Here is a 20,736-nt window from a genome sequence, read left to right as displayed (position 1 = left end):
CTCAACTCCCTGGTCAGAGGCTGCGGACGGCGGATTCCGCGTGGTGCGCGGCGGCGGCCAGCGTGGCCGTGCTGTCGCGGCCGAGTGCCTCACGTACGTACGCACGGGCGTCGGCGAGGTCCGCGTCGGGGCCGAAGACCGCTTCGATCGCCTCCTCGCGCAGCAGGACGCCGTGCCGGGAGACGGCGGTGAGGCCGGTCTCGTCGGGGAACAGCGCCCACTCGCCGGTGTGGGCGGCGAACAGCGGGGTGGCCGGGGTCTCCTTCCAGACGATCCGGTAGGCGGCCGGGAAGCAGATCCGCACGGATTCGGTGGTCTGCCGGACGCCGTCGGCGGCGAGGGTGTCGATGCCGAGGTGCTGGATGCCGGGGGCGTCCTCGGTGACCTCGGCGCGGGTGACGTGGGACAGGTGCGCGGGCCAGGCGTCGGCCCGGTACAGGAAGTCGTACACGAGCTCCGGCGGTGCCTGGACCCTGATCGTGTCCTCGAAGGTGAGGGTCAGGTCGTCGAGGCGCTCCCAGCGCTCGGCGGTCTCCTTGATCCGGTCGAGTTCGGCGCGGCTGTTGGTGTCGGTGGCGAGCCCCACCCAGGCGGCGTCGTCGGGCCGGCCCTCCGCCACGGTGAAGTCGTGGTCGAGGGTGAGGCGGGACCGGCCGGCGCCGAGCTCCTCCACGGTCCACCGGCCGCCCAGGCTGAGCGCGGGCGCGGCGGGGGTCTCCTGGCGGAACTCGACGCGGCGGCCCACGGGGTCCATGGCCCGGCGGGAGAACCACGACTTGACCTCGCCGTTGGCGGTGACCCACATCTGGAACCGGTCCTCGGTCCCGTCGAAGTCGAGCCGCTCCACGTGCACGCTGGGAGGCATGAGCAGGGGCCACTGGGTGGTGTCGGCGATCAGGCCGTACACCACGCCGGCGGGTGCGTCCATGTCCACCGTGTAAGCCCTGTGATGTGTCCGCTCGAGTGACATCGGTCCACCTCTCTCGCCCTAGGGTCACGAATGTGCCCGAGCTCGCCGGAAGGTGGCTGGAAGGCCGCTAGAGGACCGTTCGGGGAGGAATCGACGGCTTCCGGGCCCGGCCGGGCGGTCAGACGGTGGCCCGTGAGGCGGCGAGCGCCCGGTTGACCATGTCGAGGTAGCGGCGCGGGGTGAACGCCTCGTCGAGCTCCTCCTCGTCGAGCACGACGGCGTGGTCGCGCTCCACCCGGCCGGTGGTCTCCAGCATCGCCAGCGAGTCGTAGCCGAGGTCCCCGAACGACGTGTCGAGGATGTCCCCGTCGAGGTCGGCTCCCTCGGCCTCGCCCGCGCATTCGCGCAGCAGCCTGACCAGGTCCGCCAGTTCGAACTGCTCCTGTCCCATGGAAATGCCTCTCTTCCGTTGCGTGTGTCGTGTCAGGCGGCGCGGACGACGGCCGCCGCGTTGAAGCCGCCCCGGCCGCGGGCCAGTACGAGGGCGGTGCGCAGCGCCGCCCCGGTGCGCGGGGTGCCGGTGACCAGGTCGACGGGGCAGTCTGCGGCGGGCCGCACGGTGCCGGTGGTCGGTGGGATCACCTGGTCGCGCAGGGCGAGCAGGGCCGCCGCGAGGTCGAGGGCGGCGCCGCCCGAGGAGAGCCGTCCGGCCATGCTCTTGGGGGCGGTGACGGGCACCGCGTACGGGCCGAAGACGGCGGCGATGGCCTCGGCCTCGGCCCGGTCGGCGTCGCGTTCGCCCGCGGCGTCCGCGAAGACCAGGTCCACGTCGGCCGGTCCGAGCCCGGCGTCGGCGAGCGCGAGGCGTGCGGCGTCGGCCAGCCGGGGCTCCCCCGGGGAGGCGTCGAAGGTGGCGGCGTGCCCGGCGAGGGTGCCGTACACGCGGGCGCCGCGGGCGGCGGCGCTCCCGGCGTCCTCCATGACGAGCAGCGCCCCGCCCTCGCCGACCACGTGGCCCGAGGCGTCCTCGTCGAAGGGCAGGTAGGCCCGGGCGGGGTCGGCGACGGTGCTCATGGAGCCGCCGGCGAGGTGTGCGGCCCAGCCCCAGGGGCACAGGGCGGAGTCGAGGCCGCCGGTCACGACGAGCCGGGCGCCCTTGCGGAGCTGGCGGCGTGCGTGCGCGACCGCGTCGAGGCCGCCGGCCTGTTCGGAGACGACGACGCCGGAGGCGCCGCGCAGCCCGTGCTTGATGGAGATCTGGCCGCTGTTGACGGCGTAGAACCAGGCGAAGGACTGGTAGGCGCTGACGTGCTGGGGGCCCTGGCTCCACAGGGCCTGGAGTTCGCGGTGGCCGAACTCGAAGCCGCCGGAGGAGTTCGCGGTGACCACGCCCGCCGCGTAGGGGGGCAGGGCGCTGATCTCGGCGCCGGAGTCGTCGATGGCCTCCTGGGCGGCGGCCAGCGAGAGCCGGGTCACCCGGTCGGTCTGCGGCAGGAGGCGGCTGGAGACGTGGTCCTCGTCGACGAATCCGGGCACCTCCCCGGCGATACGGACCGGGTACGGGGAGGCGTCGAAGCGGGTGACCGGGCCGATGCCGCTCTCGCCGCGCAGGACGGCGGCCCACCAGGCCCCGGTGCCCAGCCCGCCCGGGGCCGCCACCCCGATCCCGGTGAAGACGGCGGTGGTCGCGGGCGCTGCGAGGACGGCGTTCATACGGCTGCTGCCTTCAGGCTGGGGCGGGTCAGGATCATGGCGCTCTGGAAGCCGCCGAAGCCGCTGCCGACGGTCAGGACGGTGTCGGTTCGCTGTTCGCGGGCGGTGAGCGGGGTGTAGTCGAGGTCGCAGGCCGGGTCGGGTTCGTGCAGGTTCGCGGTCGGCGGGACGACGCCGTGCTCGATGGTGAGGGCGCAGGCGGCCACTTCCAGGGCGCCGACCGCGCCGAGGGAGTGCCCGATCATCGACTTGATCGAGCTGACGGGCACCTGGTGGGCGCGTTCGCCGAGGCTGCGTTTGAAGGCGTCGGTCTCGTGCCGGTCGTTCTGCTTGGTGCCGGAGCCGTGCGCGTTGATGTAGTCCACGGCGCCGGGGTCCAGCCGTGCCTCGTCGAGCGCGAGGCCGATCGCCTCGGCCATCTCGGTGCCCTCGGGGCGCAGTCCGGTCATGTGGTAGGCGTTGCTGCGGGAGGCGAAGCCGGCGATCTCGGCGTAGACGTGCGCGCCGCGCCGCCGGGCGTGTTCCAGTTCCTCGATGACGAGGACGGCCGCGCCCTCGCCCAGGACGAAGCCGTTGCGGGTGCGGTCGAAGGGGCGCGAGGCGCCGGCCGGGTCGTCGTTGCGGGGGGTGGTCGCCTTGATCGCGTCGAAGCAGGCCAGGCTGATGGGCGAGATCGGTGCCTCGGCGGCTCCGGTGACCATCACGTCTGCGCTGCCCTCGCGGACCAGGTCGACGGCGTGCCCGATGGCGTCCAGGCCGGAGGTGCAGCCGGTGGACACGAGGGAGACCGGGCCCTGGGCCCCGGCGGTGCGGGCGACCTCGGCCGCCATCGAGGAGGGCACGAAGTAGTCGTAGAGCTGGTCGGCTGCCCGTCCGTGGTCCACGAGCCACCGTCCGCCGCGGTCGCTGACGGTGGCGTACTCGCGTTCCAGGCCGGTGGTGCAGCCGAGTGCGCTGCCCAGGGTCACCCCGCACCTGGTGGGGTCGAGCGGGCCCGCCACCCCGCTGTCCGCCAGCGCCTCGCGGGCGCTGACGAGGGCGAACTGCACCGCCCGGTCTAGCCGATGGACGTCCGACGGTCCGAAGCCGTGCTCCAGCGGGTCGAAGTCTGCCTCGGCGGCGACCTGTGAGCGGTAGGGGGCGGGGTCGAGGAGGGTGATGGTGCGGGTGGCCGTGCGCCCGGAGGTCAGCAGGGACCAGAACTCCTTGGTACCGGGCTTGCCCGGGGCGACGACCCCGATGCCGGTGATGACCACGCGTCTCATCGCCTTGCCCCCCGCGAGTTGGTTGCCCGTACCGGTCTTCGAGCGTCGACGACCGCACTGGAGGACGGCTGGAGCCGCCGCCGCCCTCCGGCAACCGGCTGCTAGAGGCTCTCCGCGTACCGCTTGGCGAAGGTGAGCGTGGCGGTGCTGTTGCGGCCCAGTGCCGTACGGACGTACGCGCGCGCCGAGCGCAGATCGGCGTCCTCCCCGAGCACGGCGGTGATGTTGTCCTCGCGCAGGACCACGCTGTGCTGGGCGGTGGCGACGGTGCCGTGTTCGTCGCCGGTCACGGTCCAGGAGCCGGTGTGGGCCTCCATCAGGGCGGGGGTGCGGGTCTGCTTGTAGACGATGCGGCCGGCCTCGGGGAAGCAGACGCGTACCGAGTCGGTGGTGTGCGCGGACCCGTCGGCGGTGAGCGTGTCCATCGACATCACCTGGACCGGGCCCTCCTCCGTGACGTCGAGCCGGGAGACGTGGGGGAGCAGCTTCGGCCACTCGCCGACCTTCTCCAGGAAGGAGTAGACGGCCGCGGGCGGAGCCGCGACGTGGACGGTGTCCTCGAAGGACATGACCAGGCCGTCGAGGCGCCCCCAGCGCTCTCCGAGGCGGGCGATGTTGCCCAGTTCGGAGCGGCTGTTGGTGTCGGTGGCCCGGTTCACCCAGGCCACGTCCTCGGCCCGGTCGCCCGCCACGGAGAACTCGTGGAGCAGGGTCAGCCGGGAGCGTTCCGTGCCGAGCGCCTCCACGGCCCAGGTGCCGGTCATCGCCGACAGCGGGGCGGCGGGCACCTCCTGGCGGAACTCGATCCGGCGGGCGGCCGCGTCGAGCGTGCGGCGGGAGGTCCACGACGCGGTCCGGCCGTTGGCGGTGGCCCACACGGCGAGGTGCTCGTTCACCCCGTCGAAGGCGAGCCGCTCCACGTGGACGTTGGGCGGGAAGTACAGGGGCCACTTGGCGGCGTCCGCGATCAGGCCGTAGACCACGCCCGCGGGGGCGGCGATCTCGACCGCGTGGGCGGTGCGGTGCAGGCGGCCGGTGTCGGGGAGGGAGGTGGTCATCAGAAGTTCCCCAGCCCGCCGCAGACGTTGAGCGCCTGGGCCGTGATCGAAGCCGCGAGCGGCGTGGTCAGGTAGCCGACGAGGGCGGCGACCTCTTCGGGGGTCGAGTAGCGGCCCAGCGGGATCTTCGCCTCGAACTCCTCCATGACCTCCTCCTCGGTCTTGTTCCAGACGCCGGCGTACCCGGCGCGCACCCGGGCGGCCATCGGCGTCTCGACGTATCCCGGGCAGACGGCGTTGACGGTGGTCCCGGTGGCGGCGAGTTCCTTCCCGAGGGACTTGGTGAAGCCGACGACGGCGTGCTTGGAGGCCGTGTAGGGGGCGCCGAGCACCACGCCCTGCTTGCCCGCGGTGGAGGCGATGTTGATGATGCGGCCGTAGGGGCCGGTGCCGAGCCCGCCGCTGCGCAGCGCCTCGCGGGTCACCAGGAACACGCTGTTGAGGTTGGTGTCGATGATGTCGTACCAGAGCTCGTCGGCGATCTCGGCGGTGCGGCCGCCGCCGCTGCGCCCGGCGTTGTTGACCAGGATGCCGATGGGGCCGAAGGCCTCGACGGCCGCCGCGACGAGCCGTACGACGTCCTCCTTGACGCGGACGTCGGCCGCCGTGCCCTCCACCTCGAGGCCTTCCGCCCGCAGGTCCTCGACGGTCTGCTTGACGGCCACCCGGTCGCGGGCGCAGAGGAAGACCCGGTGGCCGCGCCGGCCCAGGTCCCGGGCCACGGCCAGGCCGATCCCGCTGGTCGCGCCGGTGACCAGGGCCACGGGGGTGGCGGGCACCGCGTCGTCAGTCGTCGCCGTCATCGTCGTCCCTCCAGGACTCGGGTGGTTGTCCCGACCGTGTCCCGGGCCGCTGGGGACCCGTTCGAGGAGCGGTGGAGGAGCGCTGGACCGAGTACGGCCAGGGCGTCTTCCAGCCGCCGCGCGGTGAGACTGCGGCCGCTGGACGCGAGGTAGCCGTCGGGGCGGATCAGCACCCAGCCGCCGGAGGCGAGGCCCAGCGCGTCGCGCAGCCTGCCGTCCGGGTCGGGCAGCGGCCACGGGGCGCTGCCCGCGGGGGCGCCGACGGCCCGGACCGAGAGCCAGTCCCGGGCGGTGGCGGCCGCGCCCTCGGCGGCGGCGCTCGCCTCGTCGCCGTCGGGCGCGTACAGCAGGGTCCAGCGGATGTCGCGGAGTTCGGCGTGCAGCGCGGTGGCCGCGGGGCCCGCGGGCAGGGCGGCCGCGATCGCGGCGGCGCGCGATCCGGCGGGGAGCCGCAGCCCGCCTTCGCCGGCCCCGTTCAGCGAGGAGTCGGGGTAGCCGAGGAGCAGCCCGGACATCCCGCCGAGGACCTTGCGCTGGATCTTGCGGCGCAGCGGCGGTGCGCCGCGTACGACGGAGAAGACGGCCGGGAGCATCACCCCGGCCAGGTTGTTCTTGAGCTGGACGAGGAAGGTCGCCTGCTTGGTGGAGCCGAGCAGTCTGCGCCCGACGGGCACGCGTTCCTCCGTGTACGTGTCGAGCAGGGCCCGCCCCGCCCGGCCGTGCGCGGTCATGGCGAGCTTCCAGGCGAGGTTGTAGGCCTCCTGGATGCCGGTGTTCATGCCCTGTCCGGAGGCGGGGCTGTGGACGTGCGCCGCGTCGCCGGCCACGAAGACGCGGCCTTCGTGCATGCGGGGCACCATGCGCTGCTGGAAGGTGAAGACGGAGGTCCACTCGGGGCGGCCGACGCGCACCTCGCGTCCGAGGCCCGCGCTGAGCCGGGCGGAGAAGCGTTCGGCGCTCGCGCGGTCGTGGGCGGCGCCGGTGGTGCCGGCGCGGGCGGTGGGCGCGGTGTCGAGCAGCCGCCAGTGGCCGTCGCGCAGGTAGGGCACCATCATCAGGGCCTGGCCGCCGGTGTGCACCCAGTAGATGGTGTCGGGCGGCAGGTCGAAGTCGACCTGTGCGTCGGCCAGTTCCCAGGTTTCGCTGGATTCGCCGATCAGCTCCAGCCCGATCTCCTTGCGCACGGTGCTGTGGCCGCCGTCGCAGCCGACGAGCCAGCCGGTCGCGTACTCCTCCGTCCGGCCGTTCGCGTGCTCGAGGCGGGCTCGGACCCCGTGCTCGTCCTGGCGCAGGCCGGTCAGCCGCACGCCCCATTCGGGGGTGACGCCGAGCCGTCCGCAGGCCTCGCGGAGCAGCTCCTCGGTGCGGGTCTGCTCGATGACGACGGTGAACGGGAAGCGGGTGGGCATCGAGGAGTAGTCGGCCTCCAGGCGCACCAGGCGGCGGCCGCCGGCGTACATGGTGAAGGCCTTGTTGTGGCGGCCGCTCTCGAGCACCGGCCCGGCCACGCCCATCTGGTCGAACGTCTCCAGGGTGCGCGGGTGGACGGCGACCGCCCGGCTGGTCGCGGCCGGTCCGGGCGCCGCGTCGACGAGCCGTACGCGGATGCCCCGGCGGGCCAGTTCGTGGGCGGCGGTCAGGCCCACGGGCCCCGCTCCCACGACGAGCACCGAGGTCTGGTCGGACATCACCATGGCGGTCCCTCTCTCTCGGGGCGGTGCTTGTGGCACGTGCGGCGGAGCGGCTCAGACGGCGGCTTCGAGGGCGGCCCGGCTGTGCAGGGCCTGCCGCAGCCGGCGTCGCTCCGGCTTGCCGACGGGGGTGCGGGGCACGGCGTCGACGACCTCGACGCGGCGGATCCGCTCGAAGCGGGCCAGGCGCCGGTTGGCGCCGTCGACGATGGAGTCGAGGGTGTCGAGGAGGCGTGGTGCGTACGGTTCGCGCAGTACGATCCCGGCCCAGGTCACGGCGCCGTGGACGGGGTCGGGCCAGCCCGTGACCACGCAGTCGGCCACCCGCGGGTCCTCGGCGAGGACGCTCTCGACGGCGGTGGGCGAGACGAGTTCGTTGTCGTACTTGAAGACGTCCCCGATCCGGTCGACGAGGAACAGCTCGCCGTGCTCGTCGACGTATCCGATGTCCCCGGTGGACAGCCAGCCCTCGCCGTCGACGGCCGGGTCCTCGTCCGGATCCAGGTATCCGGCCATCAGCTGGGGTCCGCGCACCTGCACCTCGCCGGTGGCGCGGGCGCCCAGCGGCTGCCGGCCTTCCAGGTCCACGATGCGGCATTCGGTGCCGGGCACGGGCCGGCCGACGGAGCCGGCCGGGCCTCCGTCGGGGCTCTGGCTGTGCGAGAGCGGCGACAGTTCGGCCATCCCGTAGCCCTGGACGACGGGTACGCCGAGCCGCGCGGAGAGCGCCGCGGCCGTGGCGGGCGCGAGCGCGGTGCCCCCGGAGAGGACCGCCGTCAGCGCGGGCCCGGCGGGCACCCCCTCGGCCCACGGACCGGCCTGCGCGAGCTGCCCGGCGAGCCGGTGCAGCCGGGCGGGCAGCCCGTAGTAGTGGGTGGCTCCGGTACGGGCGGCCAGCGCGAGGGAGGCCAGCGGGTCGGGGCTGGTGCACAGCACCTGGGCGGCGCCCGCGAACACGGCCGAGTTCAGGTGCATGGTGTGGAAGAGCGGCAGGTGGTTGAGGGTGACCGAGCCACTGTGCAGGCGGTGCGCGGCCGCGGTCTGCGCGGCGTTCGCCACCAGGTTGCGGTGGCTGAGCCGGACCCCGCGGGGGCGTCCCGTCGTACCGGTGGTGAACTGGATGCAGGCGTCCGCGTCGAGGTCGGCCACCGGGAACCGGGCCGCGGAGGGCCCGCCCGGCAGCGCATCCCCCTCCGGCCCGACCACGACCACCGCGCGCAGCGCCGGCAGCCGTTCGCGCAGCCTGCCGAGCAGTTCCGCAGTGGTGGCGGGCACGAAGGCGACCTCGACGGCGGCGGCCGAGAAGACGTGCAGCAGCCCCGCCTCCTTGATGAGCGGGTTGACCAGCACCGCCGTGCCGCCGCTGCGCACGGCCCCGTAGTAGGCGGCGGGGAACTCCGGCCCGAGGGTGTTGGCCACGCCTATCCGGGCCCCCGGCCGCCCGGTCAGGTGCGCGGCGCACGCCGCGAACCGGTCGGTGAGCGCGTCGAGTCCGGCGAAGGAGATCCAGTGGGATCCGGTCCTGAGGGCGCAGCCGTCCGGATCGCGCTCGGCGGCGCGGCGCAGCAGCCCGTCGAGGGGCAGCTGCGGGTACGTGATGGAACTCGGCACGGCAGGGCCCTCCTCATCCTCCTCATCGGACGTGCCCCACCCTCGGCGGGGTCGCTTGAGAAGGATTCGAAGCGGGCTCGATGTCCGCTGCAGAAGCTGTGCACCATGACCCCGACCACGACGATCGACGCGATGGACCGGTCCGCGCGGGAACAGGTGGAGTTCGGCGTCCTCTATGCCGAGGTCCAGCAGTTCTACGCGCACCAGATGCAGCTCTTCGATGCGTTCCGGGCCGAACCGTGGGCCGCGACGTTCACCGAGGAGGCCGTCTTCGACGTCCCGACCCTGCCGGAACCGGTGCGCGGGCGGACCGCGCTGGCCGCGTGCGTACGCCACAACGAGGAAGTGGCGCGCCGCACGGGCGAACGGCTCCGCCACTGGCTCGGCATGCTCGACGTACAGCCCCGCCCCGACGGCACGGTCCGCACGCGTGCCTACGCGCTGGTGTACATGACCCCGCCGGACGGCGTCCCGAAGGTGCACCGGGTGTGCGTCATGGAGGACACCCTGGTCCGCTCCCGCGGCCGCTGGCGCACGGCACACCGCCTGGTCTCCCGCGACGACCTGCCGTAGTCAGGGAAGCACGGTGTCAGCGTGAGGCGCCGCGACGGCGCCGGACCAGGGCGCAGGCCCACACCCCTGCCAGGCCCAGGACGGTGGCGGCGCCGATGAGCCAGGGTGCCCGTCCTCCGGTCGGCGCGAACGCGGACTCCGCGGCCTGGGCGGCCTGGCAGGAGAGGCGGTCCGCAGTGTCGATCGGCGTCACCCGGTAGCGGGCCCAGACCTCGCCCCCGCCCGCCCAACGCACCTCGTACAGGCCGGGTTCGGCATCGCAGCGGATCGTCACCGTCCCCTTCAGGCCCTTGCTCCCGCGCATGACGGGCGGGCTGACGAAGCCCCGCGAGGTAAGGGGCTCGCCGAACCTCGGTTCCCCGTCCGAGTACCCGACCGTCCCCCGTTCACCGGGCCGGAACGTCGCCACGTCCCAGGGCGACCGCGGCCACCCGTCAACACCCGCGGGCCAGTGCTCCTCCTGCTCGACCGGGGGAAGGGCCGCCACCTTCGCGGGGCAGGCCTTGCGTTCGGCCTCGCCGATGTCCGCGACCTCGACGGTCACCCAGGTATCACTCGTGGAGCCGTCGCCAGGACCACGGGGACCGGTCCGCACGACCGGGTAGACGCCCGGACGGGTGTCACAGGCAACGGTGGCCTCGGCGGTGATGAGCGGCTCGTTCATCCTCAGCGTCCCGTGCTCGACGAAGATGTCGGAGACCACCCGGTCCCCGTTCAAGCCCGGCAGGTACGAGGCCACGGAGAACGTCAGCCGGTCACCGGGGCGCGCGGACAGCCGGGATCCGTCGACCGTCGGGGCGGGCGGCCCCGGAGCCTGCGCCGCGAAGGCGCTCCCCGCGGTCTGCACCAGCAGCAGCGCCAGCATGGCTGCCCCGCCGGCCCTCGTCCGCACCCCACTCGTTCGTCCTCGACCCATGTCCGTTCCCCCTGAACCCTGCCACGGCCTCGCGGTCTATGGTCCGTCAAAGGCGGGTCTCGGTGCACTCGCTGTGCATGCAGTCCCCGGCATGAATCTCGCTGTCCGCCAGCGATCCCCACAGGTACGCGTCCGGCTCGTACCCGGCGTCCTGGATCGCTTCCATGGTGCGGTCAAGTGTGTCGGCGTCGCGGCGCAGCGTCTTGGGGCCCTCGGGCCGGTGGTCAACGAAGCGGCCGAGTCCCGAACACAGCTCGCGGTACATGGCCGTACGGAGGATGAGCGCGTGCCAGCCCATATCGACGAGCTTGGATGGGCGCAGATGGCGCCCCGTGGACCGGCCGGCTGCGGCAGTGAATTTCAGAGCCTCGTCGACGATCCGGACGGCGAGGGGCTCGTCGACCCCGTCGTTGTCGCGCTGCACGAGGTGCACCACGCGGTTGAAGCCGTCGGCGGACAGCAGGTGACGTGCGGACGCTGCCAGGGTGGAGGTAGCCATCTCGTTTCCCTTCGTTCAGTGGGTGACGCCGAAGGAGATCGCGCCGAGGACGGCGATCGCGATCACGACGTACAGGAACTGCACGCGCCAGTCGCTCACTGACCGGCTGCCGCGATGTTGCTGACGGCGGTCGAAATCTCGCGGCCATTGGCGCCACGGATGTACGCGATTTCGGCCCAGCGCTCGATGGCCGTCGCGGACACGTTCTCGTTGACCACGGCCATCAGCTCGCCCTCGACGCCGGACGCGATGTCACGGACGCGCCGCCTCAGCAGGGGGTGCTGTACGTACCCGTAGGCCTCAGGCATCAGCCGGCTCCTCGGCGTTGCCGATGAAGCGCTCCCAGCCGACGAGCGCACGGTCGAGGAGTTCGGCACTGGGCTCGTGTACGGCAAGAAGGCCGTGGATCGGGTTGTCCGGGGTGTCGATGGACAGCACGCCGTGGGTGTCCGGGCATCGAATCGTACGGTCGGCCACCGGGTCACTCCCTACCGTCGTCAGCGGGTGGTGACACCAGCCTGACGGCCCGGGAAGCCAAGAATGCTCACAGTTTTGTGAGTGCTACAGCCCGGCCCAGCGGGCCATTCCGCCCAAACTGTCGGGGGCTCGACGCGACATGTGAACGAGGCCTCGGATCGTGGCCCGGGTGCCCGGCAGATGCCGGGTCTGCTCCGGCGCCACGTGCCTCGCCTGCGCCAAGTACTTCAGTGACGTCTTGGGAGAGCCCGCCTCCATCTCCACCAGCGCCCGGTCCACCAGGTAGCGAGCGCGCCGCGACGTCAGCATCGACTGCGGTAGTGCCAGTGCCCGGGCCTGGCCGAGCGCCGCGTCGAAGCTACGCATCGCGATCGAAGCGCCGAGCCGGTGCAGTTCGACGTTGACCCGTCCGAAGCTGAGCCAGTGCACATCGCCGGCCTCACCGCCTACGCGGTCCGCGAGCTCCTGGGCGGCGGTGAGGTGCATTTCCACTCCCGTGGCGTCCTCGTTCTTCGCGGCCACTGTGGCCAGGCCGAGGTGGAGTTGCCCGGATACGGCAAGAGCTTCCCTGCTCGTCTCCCCGACGAGGAGGTCCTGGCCAGACGTGATCAGCGGCGCGCTCGCCGCGCACCGCCACAAGGTGGCGCGCTTGTACCGCTGTACTGCCTCGACGCACGGATCCGACGCCCGGACCGCGGCCCAACCCATCCGGTCCAGAGCGACACGGGCGAGGTCCGGATAGTCCAACTTCAGTGCCACGTCGTGAGCGGTCCGGTACGCCGAAGCGAGGGCCCGCCACTTCTCCGTCGACGGTTCCGTCCATACGCTGTGGGTCAGTTCCACGATCAGGCCGGGCAGCTCCTTCGCCGCCGCCCGCAAATGGGTTGCCCGCACCTGTCGGCACAGGGCGTCCGCCTTTGCGATCAGCTCCGGAACCGGCCGGACCACGATGAGATCGGGGTTCGGTCCGAGGTCGTACCGGTCGAGTGCTTCCCGGATCGGGGCTACCAGCGCGTGCAGCCGGTCAGGGGGCAGCGATGTCACGGCAGGCTGTCCCGTCAGCTTGGACGTGTCAGGCGCCGCTGTTCCCGGATGCGGAAACCGGTGTGGTCATCGTCAGGTAGTGGCATACCGGTCTCCGTCCAAGACTCGGCATCAATCACGGTATCCGCGCTGCGGATGCGCCGGGTGCGCCTTCGCCCCGACTCCATACGGATCGGGGACGACTGCATAGGCTCGGGCGCCATGACGACGAAGATTCTCTACCTGCTCTGTTCGGCCGCCCCGCCCGTCTTCGAGATCGCCGGTGTGGTGGAGGAGGCGCAACGCCGCGGCTGGGACGTGTGCCTCGGCCTTACGCCTGCGGCCGCCGACTGGCTGGAGGACGGTCTGCCCGGGCTGGCTGCTCTGACGGGCCATCCGGTCCGTACGCGGTACAAACGACCCGGCGGTCCCGACGTGTGGCCGGCTGCGGACGCGGTGCTCGTCGCACCCGCGACGACGAACACGATCAACCGGTGGGCGCTGGGGATCACCGACACGTGGCTCGTCGGGTTCGTCGCAGAGGCGATCGGCAAGGGCATCCCCATGGCGGTGATGCCATGTGTGAACTCGGCGTACGCTCAGCACCCTCAACTGCCGCTGTCGCTTGAGATCCTCCGGGCGGCCGGGGTCCGGGTGCTGTACGGGCCGGGAGGCTTCGAACCGAACCAGCCCGGGGAGAAGCGGCCGTACCCATGGAGTGCCGCGCTGGACACGATGGACAGCTTTGCGTCGTCGAACACGTAGCAGGGACGTCGCAGCTCGTGAATCGTCAGCCGGCCAGGCGGAACGTGGGCGGTACCTCGGGCAGCGGCATGTCCTCGCCACCGTCGGGGTCCGGATCGAAGTCCGTTCCGGTTCGCGGATCGTGGCGCTTCGGCGGCCTGACCTCTCCAGTGGTGAACTTCAGATCCCACACTTCCGTGCCGGGGTCGTTGATGTGGTTGACCATGTGTGCCGCTGACTCGTAGCCGGCAAGCAGGGGATTGATGAGCAGCCTGCCGTGCTTTGTCCGGGGGTGAACGATGCCCAGGTCCTTGAGCTCGCTCACTGCCCGGGACACCGCGCTCTGGGTGATGGCAAGCCTCTTCGCCAAAGCGGCTTGGGTGATCTCCACTTCGCCGCCCGGGTGCTGGCGTGCGGTCAGGATGTCGAACACGTCGCGTGCGGTACGGGACATCCTGGCGTCCGGCAGCTGCTCCCAGACCACGGGGTTGTGGAAGCCGGGGACGTTCATCTGTTCCTCGTCTCTGGCAGGGGGATGACGATTGTGTGGTCCTTGAGCGTCTTCGCTCCGAGCCTGTCGATCAATACCCTGTGCCGTCGGCTGCCCCACCGGTAGGCATAGGTCGGGTTCAACTGGTACTGACCCTGGCGGGCCTTCCACGCGAAGTTGTGCTGTGTCAGAACCTTGATCGCCCGGCTGATCTTCGAGTGGTGACACCCGAAGTACATGCCCAGGGCAGTTTGCGTGGCCGCGACGATGCCGTCGACGTCGTGCGTGGCCGCCATGTGGTCCAGGAGATCGCGAGCCATGGGCGACAGCTTGAACCGCCACAGGTTTTCCTGGATCTGCTGCGAGTAATTGATGTGGGTTCCACCGGGGAAGCCGTACGCCTTCGGTGGCGGGTCGGCCTGGATGATCCCACCGTTGCGGCTGATCCTCTCCAGGGCCTTGAGAAGTCCGGCGGCAGGCTTGCCGCCCAACTCCTTCGGCGGGGCAGGCAGAGGGACAAGCCGTGCCGGAGTTGGCACGGAGACAGATGTACTACGCCTTGCCGGTTGTGGCACCTGACCTGCTCCTTTGCCAGTTTCCTTCCCTCATAATATAGCGCCCAGCTCATGTTATGAGGGCGTTTTGTGCAGCAAGACGCGGCCTCCCTTGCGTGGCCCCAGTTGTGCATGCAGGTGCACAAGTTCGGCGGCTCCGGAGCATCGAGTTGTGCATGCTGAGTGCACAAAACTCTCGCATCGCTGCAGGTCAGGACGATGCCGCTATCTGCTCCAGAGGATGCGCAATCGTGGTTGAGGTCCATGCGCACTCGGCTGCTGTCCGACTTACAGCGCTGGCATCACTGCCCATACAGCGCATGGCCAGCAGGATCGTGGACTCGTGGGCAGTCCAGCCGCTCACTGCGTCGTCGTGGGCTGGGGTTCGCAGGGTCCCGGCCCAGCCCGCCGGGGCTACGCCCCCGGCAGGCAGTCGCTGCTCGCCCCATCGCTCCGCGACGGCGCTCCCAGGTGGGTCCACCGCCCGGCAGCCACCAGGGCCCGCCGCTGGGGCCGGGGAGCGCGAGCAATTCATGGCGTGGCTGATACCGGGGCTGGCTGATGCCCACATTGCTACCGGCACCCGCATGGCGGGCATCGTCGTGGCTCGCTTTCTGTGGCTGCTGTTCCGACTTGGCGCGTGGCGATCCGAGTCGCTGCGAGCGGCGGCAGGCTGAGCGCCCAGTACGCGGGCAAGCTCCCCTCCCCCTCGACCACCTCACGGGCGACCGGGACTCACACCCGGGTCACCAGCAGCGCGCTGTGCGTGCCGCCGAAGCCGCTGCCCACTGTGAGGGCCGCCCCGACGTGGTGCTCGCGGGCGGTGACCGGGGTGTAGTCCAGGTCGCAGACCGGGTCGGGCTCGTGCAGGTTCGCCGTCGGCGGGACCACGCCGTGCTGGACGGCCAGCAGGCAGGCGGCCACGGCGAGGGCGCCGAGGGCGCCCAGCGAGTAGCCGATCATCGAGGCGACCGCGCTGACCGGTACCCGGTGGGCGTGGGCGCCGAGGGCCCGCTTGAGGGCGACCGTCTCGTGCACGTCGCCGCTACGGGTGCCCGAGCCGTGCGCGGCCACGTGGTCGACGGCGCCCGGGTCCAGGCGGGCCTCGTCGAGGGCGGCCCGGACGGCTTCCGCGAGGTCGGCTCCGCCGGTGCGCAGCGCGGTCATGTGGAAGGCGCTGCTGCGCGAGCCGAACCCGGCGATCTCGCCGTACACGCGGGCCCCGCGACGCCGCGCGTGTTCGAGTTCCTCGACGACGAGGAGGGCCGCGCCCTCGCCCAGTACGAACCCGTCGCGGGTGCGGTCGAAGGGCCGGGCGGCGGCGGCCGGGTCGTCGTTGCGGTGGTGCGAGGCGATGCGTACGGCGTCGAAGGAGGCCAGCGTCATCGGGGAGATCGGCGCCTCGCTCGCCCCGGCGACCACCACGTCGGCGATGCCCTCGCGGATCAGGTCGAGGGCGTGCCCGAGGGCGTCCAGGCCGGAGGTGCAGCCGGTGGAGAGCAGCGACACCGGGCCCTGCGCGCCGACGGCGCGGGCCACTTCCGCGGCCATCGAGGAGGGCACGAAGTAGTCGTAGAGCCGTTCCGCCGCACGCGCGTGGCCGAAGGCCGTACCGGCGGCCGCCGCGGCGGCGGCGAACTCCCGGTCCAGGGAGCTCGCGCAGCCGAGGGCGCTGCCCAGCGACACCGCGCGGCGCGTCGGATCCGCGACCCGGGCGGGGCCGGCCAGCCCGCTGTCGGCCAGCGCCTCCCGCGCGCCCGCCACCGCGAACTGTGCCACGCGGTCGAGCCGCAGCGCCTCGGTCAGGCTGAGACCGCGGCCCAGTTCGTCGAACGCGGCCTCCGCGGCGACCCGTGAGCGGAATCCGGAGGGGTCGAAGCGGGTCAGCGCTCCGGTGGCGGTGCGCCCGGCGGTGAGCAGGTCCCAGTAGCCCCGCACCCCGGTCCCGCCCGGGGCCACGACGCCGAGACCGGTGACGACGGCCCGCCTCACCGGCCCCTCACCACTGCGGACGCGGGCCCCGTCACCCGCTCGACGACCCGCGCGGCCCGCCCGATCAGACGCGGCAGGAGCCGGTCGCGTACGAAGAAGTGCCCGCCGGGCACGGTGCGGTGGACGAAGGGGCCCGTGGTCCAGCGGGCCCAGCCCGCCACCACCTCGGGGGTGACCAGGGGATCCTCGCGGCCGGCGACCGCCAGGACCGGTACCGGGAGCGGGCCCCCGGCTTCGCGGGCGGCGGTGCGCAGGGCTCCGGCGAGCCGGAGGTCGTCGCGCAGGACGGGGAGGACCATGCGGTGCCAGATGCCGCCGGGTTCGGTGCCGGCCGGTACCGCGTCGAAGGTGTCGAGCAGCCCGAGCAGTGCCGCGTCGGGCAGGTCGGCGGAGGCCGCGAGCGCGGCGGGCCCGTCGGGCGGGGGCACGGCGCCGAGGGCCAGCAGGGCCGGCAGCGGCAGTCCGCGCTCGTGCAGGTGCCGGGTGAGGGTGTGGGCGACGATCCCGCCGAGGCTGTGCCCGTACAGCACGTACGGTTCCTCCACCCGCGCGAGGGATGCGACGAGCGGGGCGAGGTCCTCGAGCAGCGCGGCCCGGTCGGTCACCCGTGCCTCGCGGCGCCGCCGGTCCCGCCCGGGCAGGAGCCACGCGTCGGGCTCCACGCCCGGCCCGAGCAGCCCCGGCCAGTGGTGGAAGGCCGAGACCCCGGCCCCCGCGTGCGCGAAGCACCACACCCGTACGCCCATCCTCGTGCCCTTCCCGTGCCGGATCGGGCCGCTCAGGCCGCGTACAGGTTGAAGGTCGATCCTCCCCGCGGTCCGGCGACCACGTCGAGCGCCGGGTCGACCGCGAGCATCGCGTGGTGCAGCCGCTGGAGCTGCGGCGAGGGCTCCACCCCGAGGTCCTCGATCAGCCGGGCCCGCATTCTGCGGTAGATGTCGAGGGCGGTGGCCTGGCGTCCCGAGCGGTAGAAGGCCACCATCGCCTGCGAGTGCAGTCCCTCGTGCTGCGGGTGGCGGGCGATCATCTCCTTCAGCTCGGCGAGGAGTTCGGTGTGCCGGCCCAGGCGCAGGTCAGCGTCGATGCGCCGCTCGGTGGTGACGAGCCGGCTCTCCTCCAGGCGCATGACCTCGATCTCCAGGATCGGCCCGACCCGTACGTCGACCAGCGCGTTGCCGTTCCACAGGCCGAGGGCCTGGCGCAGCAGCGTGGCCGCGGTCTCGTCGTCCCCCTGTTCGAAGGCGCTCTGGCCGCGCGTCACGAGCTGCTCGTACTCGTGGACGTCGACGGACTCCGGCGGTATCTGCAGGAGGTATCCGCCGTGGCGGGTGGCGAGCACCTCCTTGGCGTTGCCCGGGGCGCCCGGCCCCATGGCGGTGCCGAGGCGCCGGCGCAGCTGGAGGATGTAGGTCTGGAGAGTGGTGAGGGCGCTGTGCGGCAGCTGCGTCCCCCATATCTCTTCCATGAGTGTCGGTACGGGCATGACCCGGCCGGGGTACAGCGCGAGCAGTGCGAGGATCTGGCGCGGCTTGCGGGCGGTCGGAACAATCGAGCCCCCGTTGACCTCGGCGCTCAAGGGACCCAGAACCTGAATCTGCATGGTCTCCTCCGTCACTTTCGTCGAGTTCCCCTCGATTTCCAGCCTTGACCCGTGCACGGTAGCGGGACTCCGCGGATAACCTCCGGAAGCTTGAGCGGCCGTCGAGCGTGCTTCCAATTGGCCTACTGGATAGGGGAGTTACCGCTGGCGAAGGCCGCATACGGAAGGGCCGGCACCCGGTTTCCGCATTGCCACGAGCCGTTGGAACGGCACTTGAATACCCCTGGAACGAAGGACTGTTTCCAGTCACGTACGTCATGCAGGTCAGGCCGGTCAGGTGAGGCGCAGGACGCGGGGCGCCGGGCGGGCCCAGGGGAATCCCTGCCTCAGGTGCACGGCCGGCGGGCCGCCCGCCGGCCGTTCGATCCGCACGGCGACCGCGGCGAGCATCTCCGGCACCGGCTCGAACTCCAGGAAGCACCACCGGTCCTGGTCGCCCTCCTCCTGTCCCTCCACGGTGAAGGCGAACGTGCCGCGCTCGTCGGCGCGCGTGAAGGTGTACGCGGACGGAGCCGCGGCCGCCTCCGGTCCGGCGCCCTGCGCGCACGCCTTCGCGTACGCCTGCCGGAGCGTCCACAGCCGCATCGCCCGGCGGGTGCGCGCACGCCCCGGGGGCACCGCGCCGATCCAGTCGCGCTCCGCCTGCGGGAAGCCCTCGACGACGCCGTCCAGGGCCGCCGCACCCCGGCCGAGGTGTTCCACGTCCACGCCGATGCGGTGGCCCCGGGCCACGCCGACCAGGGTGTGGCCGGAGGTGCGGGCAAGGTTGAAGTCCAGCGCGGCGCCGCCGCGCGGGAGTCCTCCCGGCGGCGGCTGGAGGTGGGGCCTGCCGTAGGGAGAGCGCTGCAGGACGGCCTCCGCCTCGGGGATCCCGGTCTCCATGGCCAGCACCCGGCGCAGCAGGGTGTGCGCCACGAGGTACTGGCGCCGGTCCCGTTCGAAGAGGAAGCGGGAGGCGGTCTCCCGCTCCTGCTCGTCCAGCCAGTGTGCGGCGAGGGTCGCGGATACGGCCGGGGCGAGGTCCGCGTCGGGACAGAACCAGAGGCTGATGCTCACCGGCCGTCGCTCACCGCGCCGGCAGCCACAGTGCGGTGCGCAGCAGGGCGGACGGCGGGATCGGGACCGATACGGCCGCGGCGCCGGGCGCCGCCTCCAGCGCGGCCCAGTCCACGTCCACCCCGGCCAGCCACAGGTCGCGCAGCTGCCCGAGCCGACCGCCGCGCCACAGGGCGGCGAGGTAGTCGGCGCTCTCGGGGGCCTCGCCCAGCCGCATCGGATCCCGGCGCCCGCCGCGCAGGTCCGCGCACGGCGCGTCCGCTTCCACGAGGAGCCGTACGAGCTCCTCCGCGCCGTGCACGACGTAGGCGAGCCGGCAGTCCATGGCCGCGCGCCCGGTCCGCAGTCCGCGGGCCACCGCCGCGAGGCCCGGCACCTCGTGACCCGCTCGCAGCCACTCCCCGAGCCGCCGCGCGGTGGCCCGTACGTGCTCCGGGGTCGGGCCGGACACCAGTACGAGCTCCGCATGCCCGGCCGGGCGCTCACGGACCGGCGCCGGCCGGGCCGCGTACTCCTCCAGCACCACCTGGGCGTCCACTCCGCCCGCGCCGCGCAGGCCGGCGACCACGCGGCGGGGCACCGAGGGGTCGGACGGGTCGGGGCGGCTCCAGGGTTCGGCGCTCTCGCGGCCCGGCGCGGGGAGCAGGACGCCGTGGCGCAGCTGGAGGACGGCCCGGGTCAGCAGGGCCAGTCCGGTGGCCGGGCCGCCTTCCCCGACGGAGGGACGCGCGCACGGCGCGGTCTCCCGCAGGCCCGGTTCCTGCTCGGCGAGCCCGGCCCGTTCCAGGGCCGCCGCGAGGGCCGCCCCGCCCCGGGCGTGGGCCGCCGCGCTGCCGCGGACGACGGCGTGCACGGTGTCGCCGTCCGCGAGGGCCCGGTCCAGCGGCTTCAGCAGCAGCGCGCCCACCGCCTCGCCGACTCCCGGCCGGCGGCTCCAGGGGTGCAGCAGCAGGTGGACGCCGCCGACGAGGGCGGCCGTGCACTCCCCGCGTTCCAGTGAGGCGAGCGCGAGGTGCAGCGCCGTCGGCACCGAGGCCTCGGCGGTGTCCACGCACTGGCTGGGGCCCGTCAGGCCGAGCACCCGGGAGACCCCGTTGGCGATGTCCCACGGGCCGCCGCGCGAGGCCGTGCCCGCCTCGGCGGCGAGCAGCGGCCAGTCGCCCGCTCCCGCGCCGACGAACACCCCGACGTTGCGGGGCGTTCCGTCCGGGGCGCGCAGTGCGTCGAGCCGGCTGCCGGTGCACCCGCCGTCCTCGAAGGCCTCCCAGGCGGTCTCCAGCAGCAGTCGTTCCCGGGGGTCGGTCAGCGCGGCCTCCTCCGGGTCGAGCCCGAAGAACTCCGCGTCGAACTCCCCGACCTGTTCCAGGTAGTGCCCCGGTTCGCCGCCGGGCCGGCCGGGCGGCGGCGCGGCGGCCGTGTCCCGGCCGTCGCGCAGCAGGTGCCAGAACGCCGCCAGGTCGGGGGCTCCGGGATAGCGGCCGGACATCCCGACGACGGCCACGGGGGCCGCACGGACGGGCAGCTCCCGCCCCGCGGGCTCGTACGGCGCGACGGGCGCGGCGGCCACGGCCACGCCGCCGGAACCGTTAACGCCGTTAACGCCGTTAACGCCGTGGATGCCGTGGCTGCCATTGATGCCGTCGATGCCGTTGGCCGCGTCGACGGCCGGCGCCAGCAGGGCGACCGCCTGTCTCCGGTCCAGGGTCCCGTCCTTGAACCGGGTCAGAATCTCCCGCTCGTCCATCCCGGCCGGTCCCCCCG

The 20,736-nt window shown here is 72.9% G+C and carries 22 protein-coding genes; 2 read left to right on the top strand and 20 right to left on the bottom strand.

Annotated elements, in window-relative coordinates:
* Positions 1-13: 13 nt before the first annotated feature.
* From ACIGFK_RS36845 to ACIGFK_RS36810, 8 genes are all read right to left on the bottom strand, one after another.
* Entirely contained in the window at positions 14-928 is a 915-nt protein-coding gene (locus tag ACIGFK_RS36845) for an aromatase/cyclase (RefSeq protein ID WP_376656205.1), read from the bottom strand.
* Positions 929-1,088: 160 nt separating this feature from the next.
* Positions 1,089-1,361: an acyl carrier protein gene (locus ACIGFK_RS36840; RefSeq protein ID WP_376656206.1), complete on the bottom strand. Its 273-nt coding sequence runs from the start codon at positions 1,359-1,361 to the stop codon at positions 1,089-1,091.
* Positions 1,362-1,393: 32 nt separating this feature from the next.
* Positions 1,394-2,623, bottom strand: a complete 1,230-nt coding sequence (locus ACIGFK_RS36835) for a ketosynthase chain-length factor (RefSeq protein ID WP_386468847.1) — start codon at positions 2,621-2,623, stop codon at positions 1,394-1,396.
* A complete protein-coding gene (locus ACIGFK_RS36830) occupies positions 2,620-3,888 on the bottom strand; it encodes a beta-ketoacyl-[acyl-carrier-protein] synthase family protein (protein ID WP_376656208.1) in 1,269 nt (422 codons plus the stop codon). The genes ACIGFK_RS36835 and ACIGFK_RS36830 overlap by 4 nt, the downstream gene beginning before the upstream one ends.
* A 101-nt stretch (positions 3,889-3,989) precedes the next feature.
* Positions 3,990-4,946 (bottom strand): aromatase/cyclase, encoded by a 957-nt coding sequence (locus ACIGFK_RS36825; RefSeq protein WP_376656209.1) that lies wholly within the window; start codon positions 4,944-4,946, stop codon positions 3,990-3,992.
* Complete coding sequence (locus tag ACIGFK_RS36820; protein ID WP_376656210.1) at positions 4,946-5,749, bottom strand: SDR family NAD(P)-dependent oxidoreductase; 804 nt, start codon at positions 5,747-5,749, stop codon at positions 4,946-4,948. Before ACIGFK_RS36820 ends, ACIGFK_RS36825 begins: the two co-directional genes overlap by 1 nt.
* The gene (locus ACIGFK_RS36815) at positions 5,746-7,443 is read right to left on the bottom strand and encodes an FAD-dependent oxidoreductase (RefSeq protein ID WP_386468842.1); all 1,698 of its coding nucleotides are present in this window, start codon (positions 7,441-7,443) and stop codon (positions 5,746-5,748) included. The genes ACIGFK_RS36820 and ACIGFK_RS36815 overlap by 4 nt, the downstream gene beginning before the upstream one ends.
* Before the next feature lie 51 nt (positions 7,444-7,494).
* Positions 7,495-9,051, bottom strand: a complete 1,557-nt coding sequence (locus tag ACIGFK_RS36810) for a class I adenylate-forming enzyme family protein (RefSeq protein WP_400055349.1) — start codon at positions 9,049-9,051, stop codon at positions 7,495-7,497.
* Between the two features lie 105 nt (positions 9,052-9,156).
* Here ACIGFK_RS36810 and ACIGFK_RS36805 point away from each other — a divergent pair, with 105 nt between their 5' ends.
* On the top strand, positions 9,157-9,624 hold the full coding sequence (locus tag ACIGFK_RS36805; RefSeq protein WP_386468838.1) for a nuclear transport factor 2 family protein: 468 nt from the start codon (positions 9,157-9,159) through the stop codon (positions 9,622-9,624).
* Positions 9,625-9,640: 16 nt separating this feature from the next.
* Here ACIGFK_RS36805 and ACIGFK_RS36800 read toward each other — a convergent pair whose 3' ends face one another.
* The 5 genes from ACIGFK_RS36800 to ACIGFK_RS36780 form a co-directional block, all read right to left on the bottom strand.
* Positions 9,641-10,516, bottom strand: coding sequence for a hypothetical protein (locus ACIGFK_RS36800; protein ID WP_386468836.1), 876 nt, complete (start codon positions 10,514-10,516; stop codon positions 9,641-9,643).
* 70 nt (positions 10,517-10,586) lie between these two features.
* The gene (locus ACIGFK_RS36795; protein WP_400055346.1) at positions 10,587-11,039 is read right to left on the bottom strand and encodes a hypothetical protein; all 453 of its coding nucleotides are present in this window, start codon (positions 11,037-11,039) and stop codon (positions 10,587-10,589) included.
* Positions 11,040-11,134: 95 nt separating this feature from the next.
* Complete coding sequence (locus ACIGFK_RS36790) at positions 11,135-11,347, bottom strand: hypothetical protein (RefSeq protein ID WP_376656216.1); 213 nt, start codon at positions 11,345-11,347, stop codon at positions 11,135-11,137.
* On the bottom strand, positions 11,340-11,516 hold the full coding sequence (locus tag ACIGFK_RS36785; protein WP_376656217.1) for a hypothetical protein: 177 nt from the start codon (positions 11,514-11,516) through the stop codon (positions 11,340-11,342). Before ACIGFK_RS36785 ends, ACIGFK_RS36790 begins: the two co-directional genes overlap by 8 nt.
* 84 nt (positions 11,517-11,600) lie before the next feature.
* A complete protein-coding gene (locus tag ACIGFK_RS36780) occupies positions 11,601-12,560 on the bottom strand; it encodes a transcriptional regulator (RefSeq protein ID WP_376656218.1) in 960 nt (319 codons plus the stop codon).
* 201 nt (positions 12,561-12,761) lie between these two features.
* Between ACIGFK_RS36780 and ACIGFK_RS36775 the strand changes: the two genes are divergently transcribed.
* Complete coding sequence (locus tag ACIGFK_RS36775; RefSeq protein ID WP_376656219.1) at positions 12,762-13,304, top strand: flavoprotein; 543 nt, start codon at positions 12,762-12,764, stop codon at positions 13,302-13,304.
* Positions 13,305-13,329: 25 nt separating this feature from the next.
* On the opposite strand, the gene ACIGFK_RS36770 is transcribed toward ACIGFK_RS36775, so the two are convergent.
* The 7 genes from ACIGFK_RS36770 to ACIGFK_RS36740 all read right to left on the bottom strand — a co-directional run bounded on the left by ACIGFK_RS36770 (position 13,330) and on the right by ACIGFK_RS36740 (position 20,719).
* Positions 13,330-13,794 (bottom strand): helix-turn-helix transcriptional regulator, encoded by a 465-nt coding sequence (locus ACIGFK_RS36770; RefSeq protein WP_376656220.1) that lies wholly within the window; start codon positions 13,792-13,794, stop codon positions 13,330-13,332.
* Positions 13,791-14,264: a hypothetical protein gene (locus ACIGFK_RS36765; RefSeq protein WP_376656221.1), complete on the bottom strand. Its 474-nt coding sequence runs from the start codon at positions 14,262-14,264 to the stop codon at positions 13,791-13,793. Before ACIGFK_RS36765 ends, ACIGFK_RS36770 begins: the two co-directional genes overlap by 4 nt.
* A 798-nt stretch (positions 14,265-15,062) precedes the next feature.
* Positions 15,063-16,319, bottom strand: coding sequence for a beta-ketoacyl-[acyl-carrier-protein] synthase family protein (locus ACIGFK_RS36760; protein ID WP_400055343.1), 1,257 nt, complete (start codon positions 16,317-16,319; stop codon positions 15,063-15,065).
* Positions 16,316-17,065 carry a thioesterase II family protein gene (locus ACIGFK_RS36755; protein WP_400055341.1) on the bottom strand — a complete coding sequence of 250 codons (750 nt, stop codon included), beginning with the start codon at positions 17,063-17,065 and terminating at the stop codon, positions 16,316-16,318. The genes ACIGFK_RS36760 and ACIGFK_RS36755 overlap by 4 nt, the downstream gene beginning before the upstream one ends.
* Positions 17,066-17,097: 32 nt before the next feature.
* Entirely contained in the window at positions 17,098-17,919 is an 822-nt protein-coding gene (locus tag ACIGFK_RS36750; protein ID WP_376656224.1) for a BTAD domain-containing putative transcriptional regulator, read from the bottom strand.
* A gap of 273 nt (positions 17,920-18,192) precedes the next feature.
* Positions 18,193-18,975 carry a 4'-phosphopantetheinyl transferase family protein gene (locus tag ACIGFK_RS36745; protein WP_376656225.1) on the bottom strand — a complete coding sequence of 261 codons (783 nt, stop codon included), beginning with the start codon at positions 18,973-18,975 and terminating at the stop codon, positions 18,193-18,195.
* 10 nt (positions 18,976-18,985) lie between these two features.
* Positions 18,986-20,719 (bottom strand): beta-ketoacyl synthase N-terminal-like domain-containing protein, encoded by a 1,734-nt coding sequence (locus ACIGFK_RS36740; protein WP_400055339.1) that lies wholly within the window; start codon positions 20,717-20,719, stop codon positions 18,986-18,988.
* Positions 20,720-20,736: the final 17 nt, after the last annotated feature.

Source organism: Streptomyces sp. NPDC085524, assembly GCF_044541755.1.
Lineage (GTDB): Bacteria > Actinomycetota > Actinomycetes > Streptomycetales > Streptomycetaceae > Streptomyces.
The sequence above is the reverse complement of the archived record's forward strand: the minus strand, read 5'-3'. Positions and strand labels throughout refer to the sequence as shown.